The sequence below is a fragment of the Comamonas kerstersii genome (genome assembly GCF_008801935.1).
Taxonomy (GTDB): Bacteria; Pseudomonadota; Gammaproteobacteria; order Burkholderiales; family Burkholderiaceae_C; genus Comamonas; species Comamonas kerstersii.
In genome coordinates this window covers 1-14241 of the sequence record NZ_VZOT01000014.1, presented here as the reverse complement: position 1 = coordinate 14241, position 14241 = coordinate 1, and the positions used below count along the sequence as shown (strand labels likewise).

Genomic DNA, 14241 nt, shown 5'->3' with positions numbered 1-14241 from the left:
TTATAAGCCCACCGCCACCTGTGGTGTCATTGACACCGCAGGTGGCTCCCGTGTTTCAACACGGTAGATGAATAAAGGAAACTCAAGTGGCACGTTATATCGGCCCCAAGGCCAAACTCTCCCGCCGTGAAGGCACCGACCTGTTCCTGAAGTCTGCTCGTCGCTCGATCGCTGACAAGGCCAAATTCGACACCAAGCCCGGTCAGCACGGCCGCACTTCCGGTCAGCGCACTTCTGACTACGGTCTGCAACTGCGTGAAAAGCAGAAGGTCAAGCGCATGTACGGCGTGCTGGAAAAGCAATTCCGCCGTTACTTCGAAGAAGCATACCGTCGCCGTGGCAACACTGGTGCGAACCTGCTGGGTCTGCTGGAAAGCCGTCTGGACAACGTGGTGTACCGCATGGGCTTCGGCTCTACACGTGCGGAAGCTCGTCAGCTGGTGTCCCACAAGGCCATCACTGTGAATGGTCAGAGCGTGAACATTCCTTCCTACATGGTGAAGGTAGGCGACGTGATCGCTGTTCGCGAAAAGTCCAAGAAGCAAGCCCGTATCGTTGAAGCCCTGCAACTGGCTCAACAAGTTGGCTTCCCTGCTTGGGTGGAAGTGAGCATCGACAAGGTAGAAGGTACCTTCAAGCAAGTGCCTGACCGCGATCAATTCGGCGCCGACATCAACGAATCTCTGATCGTTGAGTTGTACTCGCGTTAATCGTAGTAAAGGTTGAGCAATCAACCATCTCGTTCCTAAACCGCGAGGCATCGCGGTTTAGGTGCTTCACCAGCCTTACCGGTGTAACGAGCCGGGGGTATTGAGAGGAAGTCTGCATGCAAACAAATCTGCTGAAACCCAAGACGATTAATGTCGAGCAGCTTGGTCACAATCGTGCCAAGGTGACGCTGGAGCCTTTTGAGCGTGGCTATGGTCATACGCTGGGCAATGCATTGCGCCGCGTACTGCTGTCGTCCATGGTGGGTTACGCAGCGACGGAAGTCACGATTGCTGGCGTTCTGCATGAGTACTCGTCCATTGATGGCGTGCAAGAAGATGTGGTGAACATCCTCCTGAACCTGAAGGGCGTGGTGTTCAAGCTGCACAACCGTGACGAAGTAACACTGAGCCTGCGCAAGGATGGCGAAGGTGTAGTGACTGCGCGTGACATCCAGACTCCCCATGACGTTGAGATCATCAATCCTGACCACGTGATCGCCAACCTGTCGCAAGGCGGCAAGCTGGATATGCAGATCAAGGTGGAAAAGGGCCGTGGCTATGTGCCCGGTAACCTGCGTCGCTACAGCGATGAGTCGACCAAGTCGATTGGCCGCATCGTTCTGGACGCATCGTTCTCGCCCGTTCGTCGCGTGAGCTATACCGTCGAATCTGCTCGTGTGGAGCAGCGTACCGACCTGGACAAGCTGGTTGTCGAAATCGAAACCAACGGTGCTATCGGTGCAGAAGATGCAGTGCGCGCATCTGCCAAGATCTTGGTGGAACAACTGGCTGTATTCGCACAACTGGATGGCGAATTCGCCGAAGGTGGCATCCTGCAGGCTGGCGGCAGCCGTTCGAGCGCCCAGACCTTCGATCCTATCCTGCTGCGTCCTGTGGACGAGCTGGAACTGACCGTCCGTTCTGCAAACTGCCTGAAGGCAGAAAACATCTACTACATCGGTGATCTGATTCAGCGCACCGAGAACGAGCTGCTCAAGACACCTAACCTGGGTCGCAAGTCGCTCAACGAAATCAAGGAAGTGCTGGCTTCCCGCGGTCTGACTCTGGGCATGAAGCTCGAGAACTGGCCACCAGCAGGTCTGGAAAAGCGTTAATTCGCACTTTCAGACTATAATCTCTGGCTCTTTGCACAACGGGCAAAGAGCCAGTTGGTTTTTACACCAGTGCACCGGGCGGTACCTGATACGGCCACCCGACCAAACTATTTGAAAAGGAAAGCACCATGCGTCACGGAAATGGCCTGCGTAAACTGAACCGTACTTCTGCACACCGCAAGGCTCTGCTGCAGAACCTGATGAACGCTCTGATCGAGCACGAAGCCATCAAGACCACTCTGCCCAAGGCGAAGGAACTGCGCCGCGTGGTCGAGCCCATGATCACTCTGGCCAAGGTGGACACCGTGGCTAACCGCCGCCTGGCATTCGACCGTCTGCGTGACCGCGACAGCGTGACCAAGCTGTTCAACGTGCTGGGCCCCCGCTTTGCAAAGCGCCCCGGTGGTTACACACGTATCCTGAAGATGGGTTTCCGCGTGGGTGACAACGCTCCTATGGCTTACGTTGAGCTGGTTGAGCGCACAGAAGTTGCTGCTGAAGCTCCTGCTGCAGAATAAGTCTGCTATAATTTTGGAATACCGCGAGGTGGAGCAGTCTGGTAGCTCGTTGGGCTCATAACCCAAAGGTCGTTGGTTCAAATCCAGCCCTCGCAACCAAATTAAAAACCCTGCTGAATGCAAATTCAGCAGGGTTTTTTGTTTTTGCCGCCCGTCTCACGCGGCAAAAGATGCAGGGTTTCAGCGCAGGGAATTGATCAGGTCGATGTACTGCTGCTTGGCTTCATCCTGCGACTGGCCCTTGAGCTTTTCCCAGGCATCCCACTTGGCGCGGCCAACCATGTCGGTAAAGCTGGGTTTCTTGGCTTCGTTGTCACCTTCTGTGGCCTGCTTGTACAGGGCGTAGATTTTCAGCAGTGTGGCGTTGTCGGGGCGCTCGCTCAGCGTAGTGGAATTCTTGACGGCTTCTTCGAACGTTGCATTCAGGTCGGACATAGACCAAGTCTCCTTATAGTTAAGTGCGCTGGCAGTGTAGCCAAAAAAGTCCAGAAAAGCACGAGCGTTCTAACGCGGCGGCCTGTGTACGGGTTGCGATGGTGTACAGCCCTTGAGTGAGCAAGCTGAACGCACCAGGCCCATTTCGTACATGTTTAAATGCAAGCCTCCAATGCCTGCGATGAGACGGTTTGCAATGCACGAAAAGACTGTTCTGGGCGCTTGCCCGCATGATTGTCCAGATACCTGCTCCCTGGTCACCACGGTGGTGAATGGTGTAGCGACCAGGGTGCAAGGCAATGCACAGCACCCTATGACCGGCGGTGTGCTGTGCGCCAAAGTCAGCAAATACACCGAGCGCACCTACCACCCCGAGCGTGTGCTGACGCCTTTGCGCCGCAGCGGCCCCAAAGGCAGCGGCCAGTTTGAGCCTGTGAGCTGGGATGAAGCACTGGCAGACATTGCCCAGCGCCTGCACCACATTGCCCAGCGCAACCCAGAAGCCATCCTGCCTTATAGCTATGCAGGCACCATGGGGCGCGTTCAGGGGGAAAGCATGGACCGGCGCTTTTTCCACCAGCTTGGTGCCAGCCTGCTGGACCGTACCATCTGCGCCAGCGCGGGCAGCACGGCGCTGCAGCACACCTATGGCGGCAAGCTGGGCATGCGTGTGGAGTTCTTTGCGGAAAGCAAGCTCATTCTGATCTGGGGCAGCAACAGCATTGGCAGCAATCTGCATTTCTGGCGCATTGCGCAGGAGGCCAAGCGCAACGGCGCCAAGCTCATCTGCATTGACCCCCGTAAAAGCGAGACGGCGGACAAGTGCCATGCGCACCTGCAGCTGCTGCCGGGCACGGACGCAGCACTGGCGCTGGCGCTGATGCATGAGCTGATTCGCAACGACTGGCTCGACCATGACTACATCGCCGAGCACACCCTGGGCTGGGAGCAACTCAAGGCCAAGGCGCTGGAGTGGCCGCCTGAGCGCGCCGCCCAAGTCTGTGGCTTGCCGGTGGAGCAGATTGTGCAACTGGCACGTGACTATGGGACGACAAAGCCAGCCGCCATTCGCCTGAACTACGGCGTGCAGCGCACGCGCGGTGGTGGCAATGCCGTGCGTGCCATCGCCTGCCTGCCTGCGTTGGTAGGTGCGTGGCGACACCGCGCTGGGGGATTGCTGCTGTCATCTTCATCGCATGCGCCGCTGAACGCCGCACGCCTGCACATGCCGCAGCTGCTGGGAGAGCGTCGCCCGCGCATCATTAATATGAGCACGATGGGCGATGCCCTGCTGCAGGCGCAGCCTGCCATTGAGGCTTTGGTGGTCTATAACAGCAACCCGGTGGCGGTGGCGCCAGATTCGGTCAAGGTGGCGAAGGGCTTTGCGCGCGAAGACCTGTTTACCGTGGTGCTGGAGCACTTCATGACCGACACGGCGGATTACGCTGACTATGTGCTGCCCGCGACCACGCAGCTGGAGCACTGGGACATTCACAGCAGCTACGGCCACACCGATGTGTTGCTCAACCAGGCAGCGATTGCGCCACTGGGCCAGGCCAAGAGCAATGCACAGATCTTCCGGGAACTGGCGGCACACATGGCGGCTTGGGATCCGGCCTTTGCAGCCCCACATTTTCAGGACAGTGATGAAGCCCTGTGCCACCAGGCATTGGAGGGCAGCCGCATCCACTTTGCAGATTTGCGCATGCAAGGCTTTGCGCAGCAGGATTTGCCGGATGCACCGTTTGCCGAAGGTGGCTTTCCTACGCCATCAGGGAAGTGCGAGTTTGTGAGCAGCGCGCTGGAGCAAATGGGTATCAGCGCCGTGCCGGACTACCTGCCCAACTACGAGCAGCCCAGTGCGGACTACCCGCTGGCCATGATTTCGCCGCCAGCGCGTAACTTCCTCAATTCCACCTTTGTGAACGTGAAAACGCTGCGCCATATCGAAGGGCGACCGGTGCTGGAAATGCACCCGCAGGATGCTGCCGCACGTGGCATTGCCGATGGTGATGCGGTGCGCGTCTTTAATGCCCGTGGGGAATATCTGTGCCACGCCAGCATCAATGGCCGCGCCCGTGCAGGCGTGGTTGTGGGCCTGGGTATCTGGTGGCGCAAGGATGGCATGAACGGTACGAATGTGAATGAACTCACGCACCAGCAGCTGACGGACATGGGCCGTGCGCCCGCCTTTTATGACTGTGCCGTGCAAGTGGCGCGCCACGGCTGAGTGCAGCCTGCGCCTTGCCTGATTTTTGGAGATAGACGATGAAAGCCATGCAACTCAACGCCCCCGGTGGGCTGCAGCACCTGCAACTGGTCGAGCTGCCAGAGGCCGCCGCACCGCAAGCCGGGGAAATTCAGGTGCGCATCCATGCCACCTCTTTGAACTACCACGATCTGCTGGTTTGCTCACGCCCCGGTGCTGCGGCAGACAAGCGCATTCCCATGGCTGATGGCGCGGGCGTGGTGACAGCCGTGGGCGAAGGCGTCACGGAATTCGCCGTGGGGGATGCCGTGGTCTCCACCTTTTTTCCGCAGTGGCTGTCTGGCCGACAGGTGCCCACGCATTTCCGTACCGTGCCTGGCGATGGCGTGGACGGCTTTGCGCGCGAGGCCATTACCTTGCCTGCCACGGCCTTTACCCGCGCGCCGAAGGGATGGACGCATGCGCAGGCCGCCACACTGACGACTGCAGGCCTGACCGCATGGCGTGCGCTGGTGGTGGATGGGCAGATCCAGGCTGGTGACACGGTGCTGGTGCTGGGCACGGGCGGTGTTTCCATTTTTGCGCTGCAAATGGCCAAAAGCATGGGCGCACGCGTCATTGCGACGACCAGCAGTGCTGACAAGGCAGAGCGTCTGCGCGCGCTGGGTGCAGACGTGGTGATCAATTACCGGGAGACCCCGGATTGGGGCGATGCCGTGCTGGCTGCCACGCAAGGTCAGGGGGCAGACATCGTGGTGGAGGTCGGCGGCCCTGGCTCCTTGCCGCAGTCGATCCGTGCCTGTGCCGCTGGCGGCCATATTGCACTGATTGGCGTGCTGACTGGTTTTGCAGGTGCGGTGCCCACGGCCGAGCTGATGAGCAAGCAGGCCAGCATCAAGGGACTGATTGTGGGCTGCCGCGAGCAGCAGCAGGACATGGTGCGCGCGCTGGATCTGATGCCGTGCAAGCCCGTGATTGACCGCAGCTATGCGCTGGAGCAGCTGGCTGAGGCCTTTGTCCACCAGCAAAGCGGCCAGCACTTCGGCAAGATTGTGGTCGAGTACTGAGGCCGCATGTCTTGCACCATGAGCACCATCGGGTCATCTGATCACTGGCACGGGAGCATGTGAGCTGCATGCGCGTGCGTACGGTGGTGGGCATTGCGGCAGCAGTGGCTGTGGTGCACTGGTGCATGATCTGGGGGCCAGGTCTCCTGGGGTGTGCCAGCGCTGGTGTTGGCTCCAGCGCAGCCAGCACCTATGCAGGCTGTGTGGGTGGCCATGCCTTCACCTGAGCCTGAGCCTTCCATCCCGCAGGAGGTTAAGCCCGCGGCAGAGCCTGCCTCACCACGGCCACCATCGCGCAGGCGGATTGCGCCTGTTGCACCACCTGCACCGGAACCCTTGCCTTCCATCACAGTGCCTGCTGCTGATGCAGCCACCGTGCAGGAGGGGGAGGTGGTGGACGCTGCAGAGGCTGTGCAGCCGCAGGAGCTAGAACATTTGACTGCAACCCCTGTCGCGCCACAGCACCCCGCAGGGCCCACGCTGCAGGTGCGTGATGCCCAAGGCGCTGCGGTGACGCTGGCACTGCCCGATGATGGTTCTGCCCTGCAGCAGCACATGCTGCTGCGCTACAAAGTGCATGGCTTTGTGAAGCAGCAGGAATACCACGCGCATGCGGAGCTGGAGTGGCAGGTCGGCGGGGGGCAGTATCAGGCGCGCCAGTCCATCAGCGCCTTCTTGCTGGGGTCCATGGAGCAGCACAGCACCGGGCTGATGTCTGAGCAAGGCCTGCAGCCTCTGGACTTCAGCGACCGCCGGTTTTTCAAAACCCGATTCGTGCACTTTGACTGGGCTGCTGGCCAGGCACTGTTTACCCCAGAGCGCCCAGCTGCACGCATTGGCACGGGTGCGCAGGACCGATTGAGTGTGTTCATGCAGCTGGCCGCCATGCTGCAGGCCATGCCCCAGCTGCGCCAGCCCGGGGTGCGCATTGAAACTCCTGTACTGGGTTCACGCAGCCTGCAGATGTGGACTTTTGTGGTGGAAGGGGATGAGCTGCTGGAATTGCCCGCAGGGGCGGTGCAGACGCTGCGCCTGCACCGTCAGCCCAAGGCGGATGAGGCAGAAACCGCACAGCTCTGGGTGGACCCTGCTCGGGGCTTTGTGCCGGTGCGCATTCACATGCAGGAGGTCAATGGAGATGAGATGGACCTGTCGCTCAAGCGCTGATGGGTGAATGGCTGCTTGAGAATTGATAGCTGCTATCGCTTATGGAATAAGCGCTAGAGGCCAATTTCTTTATGCATCGCTGCTGCCATCCCCCTGCGGTGACACGATGGTGTGGTCGATCGCACCAAAAATGCTGGCACCGTCTTTGCCCTTCATCTCGATGCGTACGTTGTCCCCAAACTGCAGGTAGCCGGTGCTGGCGCTGCCATGCAGCTGCTGCTCCATGGCACGCTTTTCAGCAATGCTGTGTGCCCCTTTGGGCCACTCCAGATGCTTGTCCTTGCCACGGCCTGTGGTCTCGCCTGCATTGCTGACTACGCCCGTGCCAATCACGCTGCCTGCGTGGATGGAGCGGGTTCTGGCCACATGGGCAATCAGCTGTCCAAAGTGAAAGGCCATGTCCTGTCCGGCATCGCACATGCCCAGCTTGCGGCCATTGCAGCTGCTGTGCAGGGGCAGCTGCACGCGGCCACCGCGCCAGGCATCACCCAGCTCATCCACGGTCACTGCCACGGGGCTCATGCCTGTGCCGGGCCAGCAGGGCAGGTGGCTCAGCGCCATGCCCTGTGCTTCAGGCATCAGCTGGCGCAGGCACAGGGTGTTGCTCAGCATCAGCAGGCGTACGCCATACAGCGCCTGCTCTGCGGTGCAGCCCATGGGCAGGTCGCCGGTGATGGCTGCCAGCCCAGCGCCAAAGTCAATGCCCATGGCGGCGCTGGGAATCACGATTTCGTCACAGGCGCCAAAGAAAAGGTCGCTGCTGCCCTGGCGCAGCAGGGGCTCGGTGGTGCTCAGTGTCCAGTCAGGCTGCGTCAGCGCCAGATGCGAGGGGTAGGCGGCCGCTTCTACCCATTGCATGGCCCGGGGCAGCGGGGCTAGGCATTGCATGGGGTCAAAGGCAAAGGCATGGGGTGCACGGCCGCTGTTGAGCTGCTGGTACAGGTCCTGCAGCTGCGGGGCCATGAAGCTCCAGTCATCCAGCACCTGCTGCAGGCGTGATGCGATGCCCGTGGCATAGTGCGCAAACCGCAGGTCGCGTGAGACCACAACCAGCTGTCCGTCGCGGGAACCGTCTCTGTAAGTAGCAAGTTTCATGGAAGGTGAATAGAAAGGCATGTGCAGCAGCTGCCCGGCGCTGCTGCCACAATGGAAAGACTGGAATGCGAGGGTTGGCACAACAAGCGGCCCCCGCGGTGTATCCCACAAATTCTAAGGTTCACCCATGCCATTACGTTCTCTGGTGCCTGCCGTATGCACTGCCAAGCACACCCGCACGCTGGCTGCTGCAGGCCTGCTCACCATCTGCGCGTTCACGGCCAGTGCCCAGCCTGCTGCATCTGGATCGCCGATTGAAGTGCGCAACCCTCAGGGGCTGCTGGTACAGGGCCAGTGGGCCTGGAAAGCGCCCGCCGCAGCGCGCATGCAGTTTGCTGTGCAGGGCAAGTACAAGAACCTGCCTTACCAGACCAAGGCGCAGATGGACTGGTTGCCGCAAGGCCAGCGCTACGAAGCCTCGCAGCAGGTGCAGGTGCCGCTGGTAGGCATTCGCCGCCAGGCCAGTGTGGGCAGCATAGTGCCCCAGGGCCTGCAGCCGGAAATCTTTATCGACCGTGGCCGCAAGGAATACAGCACCACCTTTGATGCGCAGACCGGGCAGATTGTGTTCAGCCGTGGCTCAGCCGCCGCTCCGCTGGTGGCTGGCACACAGGACCGCCTGAGTGTGTTCTTTCAGGTGGCGGGCATGATTGCTGCCGCACCCCAAAAATATCCCGCAGGCAGCAGCATTACCGTGCAGGCTGCCAGCAGCAGCCGTGTTGCGGTATGGACATTTACCGTGCGCGGCAGCGAAACGCTGAAGCTGCCTGCAGGCAGCATGACGGCGCTCAAGCTCGAACATGCCTCTGACGGTGGTGATAACGATCTGCAATCTACCCTGTGGCTGGCACCTGGCATGCAGTATCTGCCGGTGCGCATCCGCATGCTGGAAGACGGTGGCCGTGACGAGCTGGATCTGAAGCTGCAGTCGCACGCAAAGCCCTAAATTCCGTGCGTGAACGCAGGTGCCGCAGCTTCATGAAATACTGTGTGTACCGGTCTGCCGGGCAGGCCTCTTGAAACTGTATACGACGTCCTTATTTGGCTCTCGGTATTCACATATGGACACGCAGACAAGAAAGGAGGGCGCCATGAAAATGCTGTATGACTCGGATTCTTTTGTGGTGCTCCATCTGAGGCCTGATCTGGGCATGCCCACGGAAGTCCCCCGCGCTGATGGCATGGGTTCGGTGCCTGCGCTGCCCCGCCATGGTTTTGAAATCGTGGACAAGCGCTCTGGCAAAGAGGTGTATCTCGATGGCTCCTGGGCTGAGCTGTTCCAGCAGGTCATACAGGACTGGCAGCGTGAAGCACCGGACGAAGACGAGGTCGAAGCCACGCTGGAGCGCTATGCACAGCTGGCGCAGAACCCGGTGCTTATCCATTGAGATTTCCCCCTATAAAAAGCAAAGAGGCGCTGATGCACAGCGCCTCTTTTTTTTCGGGTATCTGGCGGAAGCTCAGATATCGAAGGAGTGGTTGCTTTCGTTGGGCCGCTGCATGTCTTCGCGCAGCAGGGCGGCAAACTCTGCTGCAGGCAGGGGCTTGCTGCAGTAATAGCCCTGGTAGAGCTGGCAGCCATGCTGGCGCAGAAACTCCAGCTGTGCGGCCGTTTCCACGCCTTCGGCCAGCACCTGCATGTCCATGCTCTGGCCCATGGCGATGACGGCATGGCTGATGGCCATGTCTTCCTTGCTGTGGGGAATATCCTGCACAAAGCTGCGGTCGATCTTGAGCAGGTCAATCGGAAAGCGCTTGAGGTGGGCCAGTGACGAGTAGCCTGTGCCAAAGTCATCAATGGCCAGGCGCACGCCCAGGGCCTTGAGCTTGCGCAGCACCTGCAGGGCTTCTTCGGGGCGCTCGGCCAGTGCGCTTTCGGTAATTTCCAGCTCCAGCTGCGAGGCAGGCCACTGGGAGCTGCCTAGCGCATCACGCACACCGCCCACGATGTCAGTCAGCAGAAACTGGTGCATGGAGATGTTCACGGCCATCGAGATGGCAGGCAGCCCCTGGCGTGTCCAGGCCTGTGCCTGGTTGCAGGCGGCTTCCAGCACCCAGGTACCGAGCGGGCCGATGAGGCCAGACGTCTCTGCCACCGGGATAAAGCGCGCGGGGGAAATCATGCCCTCCACGGGGTCAAACCAGCGGATCAGCGCCTCGCAGCCCACGATGCGGTTGCTGGCAATGTCCACCTGTGGCTGGTAGTACAGCTGCAGGTGCCCCTGTACCAGCGCATTGCGCAGGCGTGCTTCCAGCGCAATGCGCTCGTGCGCGGCCTGGGGCATGGCGTCATCGAAAAAGCACCAGTATTTGCTGCCGCCCTTGCCCTGCTTGGCACCATAGACGGCGGCGTGGGCGCCCTGCACCAGGCTGGCAGCCGTCTGTGCGTGCTGGGGGTAGCAGCAGATGCCTGCACGCACGCTGACAACCACTTCAAACCCGTCGGGAGACTTCCAGGGTTGGGCGGCGGCCTGAATGAGCTGCTCGGCCATGTCCGAAGCCTCCTCAAGGCTGCTAAGCGCACGGGCCAGCACCACGATTTCATCGCCCGCCATGCGGGCAATCAGATCACCGGGGCGCAGCGCAGACTGCACCTGGCGTGCGATGTGGCGCAGCACTTCGTCGCCCACGGCATGGCCATAGCTGTCGTTCACATCCTTGAAGCGATCCAGATTGAGCAAGATGGCTGCCATGGGCTGCTGGGTGTGTGGGGCCGCAGTGTCCGTGATGCACGTGAGTTCCTGCATGAACCAGGCGCGGTTGGGCAGCCCGGTCAATGCATCGCGGTGCGCCAGAAACTCCAGCTGCTTCTCGCGCCGCTTTTCCTCGGAAATGTCTGTGAACATGCACACATAGTGCGTGGTCTTGCCGCTGGCATCCTTGACGGCGTTGAGCGACATGCGCTCTGGAAAGATTTCACCGTTCTTGCGCTTGTTCCAGATTTCTCCGCTCCAGTGGCCGGTGCGGTTGAGCGTGTCCCACAGTGCGTCGTAAAAGTCCTTGCCGTGACGGCCGGACTTGAACACAGAAGGGCGTTTGCCAATCAGCTCGTTGGCTTCATAGCCCATCAGACGGGAAAAAGCTGGGTTGGTGGACAGAATCTGGCTGTTCGCATCCGTGACCACAATGCCTTCGGAGGTGTTGTCCACCACAGTCGCAGCCAGGCGCAGGCGATCTTCTTCCTCGCGCTGCTGCGTCTTGTCGGCCACGATGCCGCACAGGCGAATGGGTTTGCCCTGTTCATTCAGATAGCGGTTGCCACGTGCTTCGAACCAGCGGTACTGCCCGTCAAAGCACAGCACACGCACGGTCATGACAAAGGGCAGGCCCTTGTGCAAAGCATCAAAGGCCTGCTGCCGCACCAGATTGGCATCCTTGGGGTGCAGGCGCAGCAGCAGCTGAAAGTCCTTGTCAAAGTCGCTGCCCTGGTAGCGCAGCATGGCCGGCACATTGGGTGAGAAGGTGTGGCGGCCCTGCACCAGATCCCAGTCCCACATGCCGCTGCCACTGCCTTCCAGGGCCAGGCGCAGGCGCTCTTCACTCTTGGCCAGCGCTTCACCCACGCTGGCGCGGTGCTTTTCGCCGCGGTGAATGCGCCACATCAGCCAGGCCGCGTAGCAGCCAGACAGCAACACAAAGATGTAGTCCTGTGAGCGCTGCAGCAGGACATACATTTCACGGTCTTGCACGAGCCATGGCAGGCCGATGTCACCAGCGCCGAACCACACCAGCCCGGCGACCAGATAGAGCGTAAAAGCACGCCCCGGTGCCATGTGTGCAACGGTGTCAACGCCCTCTTGTTGCATGTATTTCCTCAATTCATTATTGGCTGCAGCCATGCTGCGACAATTGCAGGGCTATGACCCAAGCCTATATTCTTACTCTTTCCTGCCCAGACCGACGCGGTCTGGTGCACGCCGTCTCCGGCTTCTTGCTGGAGCAGGGCGCCAATATCGAAGAAGCCTCCCAGTACAACGACAATGCGACCGGCCTTTTCTTCATGCGTGTGCAGTTTGCCTGTGAGAACACAGACATCGCCGCATTGAAAGAGGCCACAGCACAGCTGGCTCAGACCTATGAGATGAAGTGGAGCCTGCACTCCCAGGAAGAGCGCATGAAGACCGTCCTCATGGTCAGTCGCCAAGGCCACTGCCTTAACGACCTGCTGTTCCGCTGGAGTTCGGGTCAGCTGCCGATCGACATTCGCGCCATCATCAGCAACCACCGCGACTTCTATCAGCTCGCAGCCAGCTACAACATCCCCTTCCACCACATCCCCGTGACGGCTGCCACCAAGGCACAGGCCGAGGCCAAGCAGTACGAGATTATCGAGGCGGAAGGCGCCGAGCTGGTCGTTCTGGCGCGTTATATGCAGGTGCTTTCAAATGACCTGTGTCAAAAGCTGGCGGGCAAGGCCATCAACATCCACCACAGCTTTCTGCCCAGCTTCAAGGGCGCCAAGCCTTACTACCAGGCCCACGAACGCGGCGTGAAGCTCATTGGTGCGACCGCCCACTACGTGACCGCCGATCTGGACGAAGGCCCCATCATCGAGCAGGACGTGGCCCGTGCCGACCACACCGACACTGTGGAAGACCTGACCACACGCGGTCAGGATACTGAAAGCCAGGTGCTGGCCCGTGCCGTGAAGTGGCACAGCGAGCGTCGCGTGATTCTGAACGGCCACAAGACCGTCGTCTTCCGCTAAGCACGGCTGCTCTTTTATTAAAAGCGTCTAGCGCTTGTTGTCTCTGGCTTTGTGAATGATTACATTTGCAAAACCAGATGACACAAGCGCTACGTGCTTTTAAAAGCATAGAGATGGCGCAGATCTTCACTCAGACACAGCGTGTGCCTTCATGTCCACATCACGTCACAGCGGTCAGCGACCCTCGCGCTTTTTTGACAGCCGTCTGGCGCGGCGCATTCCGCCCATCCAGTGTCTGCTGACCTTTGAGGCACTGGCGCGCCTGCGCAGCGTCACGCTCACAGCGGAAGAGCTCAGCGTCACCCCCAGCGCGGTCAGCCACCGCGTGCGCCAGCTGGAGCAGACGCTGGGCACCCAGCTGTTCGGGCGGGCGGATTTTTCCCTCACCACCGAAGGCCAGGCCTATCTGCAGCAGGTGCGTGAAGGGCTGAGTGCGCTGCAGTGCTTCCCTAACCACCCGGTGGCGCCGGGCCGTGCGCGGCTGAAGATTGCCGTCACGCCCACGTTTGCGCGCTGCATGCTGATTCCGCGGCTGGCGCAGTTCACCGAGGCTTATCCCGAAATCGACATTGCTCTGCAGGTGGCCATACCGCTGCTGGATGTGGTGGCCGAAGATGCCGACCTCATGGTGCGCTATGGCATGGGCCACTACGCCGATGTAGAGCACATGGAAATCGCGCGCGATGTCTACACCCCGCTGGCTTCCCCCGGCTTTCTGCGCCGCCATGGCCCGATCCAGCACCCTGAAGACCTGCGCGATCTGCCGCTGCTGCGCAGCCCGCTGGAGTCCTGGCGGCCATGGTTCCAGGCTGCAGGGCTGGACTGGGCAGAGCCCTCGGAAGGCTCGCAGTTCAACGACATTGGCCTGCTGTGTGACGCCGCTGCCGCCGGTCTGGGCGTGGCCCCGGTGCGGCTGAAGCTGGGCGCGCCATGGCTGGACAACGGCGCGCTGGTACGCCTGTTTGATCTGGATGCCCCCAGTCCCCACGCCCACTATCTGTGCTGGCGCACCGGCACCATGGACCGCTGGGAATGCCAGGCTTTTGCGGAGTGGATGGCCAAGGCCATGTAGTGGCGCTGCAGGGAAGTGCTAGTGTCCTGTCCCGCTAATACGTGAGCAAAGTCGATGGAGCTTTTCGAGGATCGAATCTGCGGTGGCAGTCCATTTGAAGGGCTGGCAGTTGACGTTGTGCGCCGTAACGAAGTGATCGATGCGC

Annotated in this window: 14 protein-coding genes, 1 tRNA gene and 1 pseudogene; 12 read left to right on the top strand and 4 right to left on the bottom strand. The window is 60.5% G+C overall.

The genetic code is table 11. The features are described from left to right. The first annotated feature begins 86 nt into the window (after window positions 1–86). From rpsD to F7P80_RS14300, 4 genes are all read left to right on the top strand, one after another. Window positions 87–710, top strand: coding sequence for a 30S ribosomal protein S4 (gene rpsD, locus F7P80_RS14315; RefSeq protein WP_151045677.1), 624 nt, complete (start codon window positions 87–89; stop codon window positions 708–710). 116 nt (window positions 711–826) lie between these two features. After that, on the top strand, window positions 827–1825 hold the full coding sequence (locus F7P80_RS14310; protein ID WP_054065041.1) for a DNA-directed RNA polymerase subunit alpha: 999 nt from the start codon (window positions 827–829) through the stop codon (window positions 1823–1825). Window positions 1826–1953: 128 nt separating this feature from the next. Further along, the gene (gene rplQ / locus F7P80_RS14305; protein WP_054065042.1) at window positions 1954–2343 is read left to right on the top strand and encodes a 50S ribosomal protein L17; all 390 of its coding nucleotides are present in this window, start codon (window positions 1954–1956) and stop codon (window positions 2341–2343) included. 22 nt (window positions 2344–2365) lie between these two features. Next, window positions 2366–2442 (top strand) — tRNA-Met (locus tag F7P80_RS14300). Between the two features lie 81 nt (window positions 2443–2523). On the opposite strand, the gene F7P80_RS14295 is transcribed toward F7P80_RS14300, so the two are convergent. Beyond that, on the bottom strand, window positions 2524–2778 hold the full coding sequence (locus F7P80_RS14295) for an acyl-CoA-binding protein (RefSeq protein ID WP_054065043.1): 255 nt from the start codon (window positions 2776–2778) through the stop codon (window positions 2524–2526). A gap of 196 nt (window positions 2779–2974) precedes the next feature. Between F7P80_RS14295 and F7P80_RS14290 the strand changes: the two genes are divergently transcribed. The 4 genes from F7P80_RS14290 (at window position 2975) to F7P80_RS14280 (ending at window position 7221) form a co-directional block, all read left to right on the top strand. After that, window positions 2975–5008, top strand: coding sequence for a molybdopterin-containing oxidoreductase family protein (locus tag F7P80_RS14290; protein ID WP_249041493.1), 2034 nt, complete (start codon window positions 2975–2977; stop codon window positions 5006–5008). Between the two features lie 38 nt (window positions 5009–5046). Then, a complete protein-coding gene (locus tag F7P80_RS14285; protein ID WP_151045673.1) occupies window positions 5047–6054 on the top strand; it encodes a zinc-dependent alcohol dehydrogenase family protein in 1008 nt (335 codons plus the stop codon). A gap of 68 nt (window positions 6055–6122) precedes the next feature. Then, window positions 6123–6281, top strand: a complete 159-nt coding sequence (locus F7P80_RS16830) for a hypothetical protein (RefSeq protein WP_170265396.1) — start codon at window positions 6123–6125, stop codon at window positions 6279–6281. After that, on the top strand, window positions 6268–7221 hold the full coding sequence (locus F7P80_RS14280; RefSeq protein ID WP_170265395.1) for a DUF3108 domain-containing protein: 954 nt from the start codon (window positions 6268–6270) through the stop codon (window positions 7219–7221). The genes F7P80_RS16830 and F7P80_RS14280 overlap by 14 nt, the downstream gene beginning before the upstream one ends. Window positions 7222–7290: 69 nt before the next feature. Here the strand turns inward: F7P80_RS14280 and F7P80_RS14275 are convergent, their stop codons facing one another. Continuing rightward, window positions 7291–8316, bottom strand: coding sequence for a fumarylacetoacetate hydrolase family protein (locus F7P80_RS14275; protein ID WP_151045669.1), 1026 nt, complete (start codon window positions 8314–8316; stop codon window positions 7291–7293). A gap of 127 nt (window positions 8317–8443) precedes the next feature. Between F7P80_RS14275 and F7P80_RS14270 the strand changes: the two genes are divergently transcribed. Together F7P80_RS14270 and F7P80_RS14265 are read left to right on the top strand one after the other, a co-directional pair. Next, the gene (locus F7P80_RS14270) at window positions 8444–9262 is read left to right on the top strand and encodes a DUF3108 domain-containing protein (protein WP_151045667.1); all 819 of its coding nucleotides are present in this window, start codon (window positions 8444–8446) and stop codon (window positions 9260–9262) included. A gap of 145 nt (window positions 9263–9407) precedes the next feature. Further along, a complete protein-coding gene (locus F7P80_RS14265) occupies window positions 9408–9704 on the top strand; it encodes a BTH_I0359 family protein (protein WP_054065048.1) in 297 nt (98 codons plus the stop codon). Between the two features lie 72 nt (window positions 9705–9776). On the opposite strand, the gene F7P80_RS14260 is transcribed toward F7P80_RS14265, so the two are convergent. Beyond that, the gene (locus tag F7P80_RS14260; RefSeq protein WP_249041492.1) at window positions 9777–12122 is read right to left on the bottom strand and encodes a putative bifunctional diguanylate cyclase/phosphodiesterase; all 2346 of its coding nucleotides are present in this window, start codon (window positions 12120–12122) and stop codon (window positions 9777–9779) included. Window positions 12123–12175: 53 nt separating this feature from the next. Here F7P80_RS14260 and purU point away from each other — a divergent pair, with 53 nt between their 5' ends. Together purU and F7P80_RS14250 are read left to right on the top strand one after the other, a co-directional pair. After that, a complete protein-coding gene (purU, locus tag F7P80_RS14255) occupies window positions 12176–13024 on the top strand; it encodes a formyltetrahydrofolate deformylase (RefSeq protein WP_054065049.1) in 849 nt (282 codons plus the stop codon). A gap of 151 nt (window positions 13025–13175) precedes the next feature. Beyond that, complete coding sequence (locus F7P80_RS14250; protein WP_151045663.1) at window positions 13176–14096, top strand: LysR substrate-binding domain-containing protein; 921 nt, start codon at window positions 13176–13178, stop codon at window positions 14094–14096. A gap of 18 nt (window positions 14097–14114) precedes the next feature. Here the strand turns inward: F7P80_RS14250 and F7P80_RS14245 are convergent. Beyond that, window positions 14115–14241: pseudogene (locus tag F7P80_RS14245) on the bottom strand (IS630 family transposase); the annotation flags it as partial.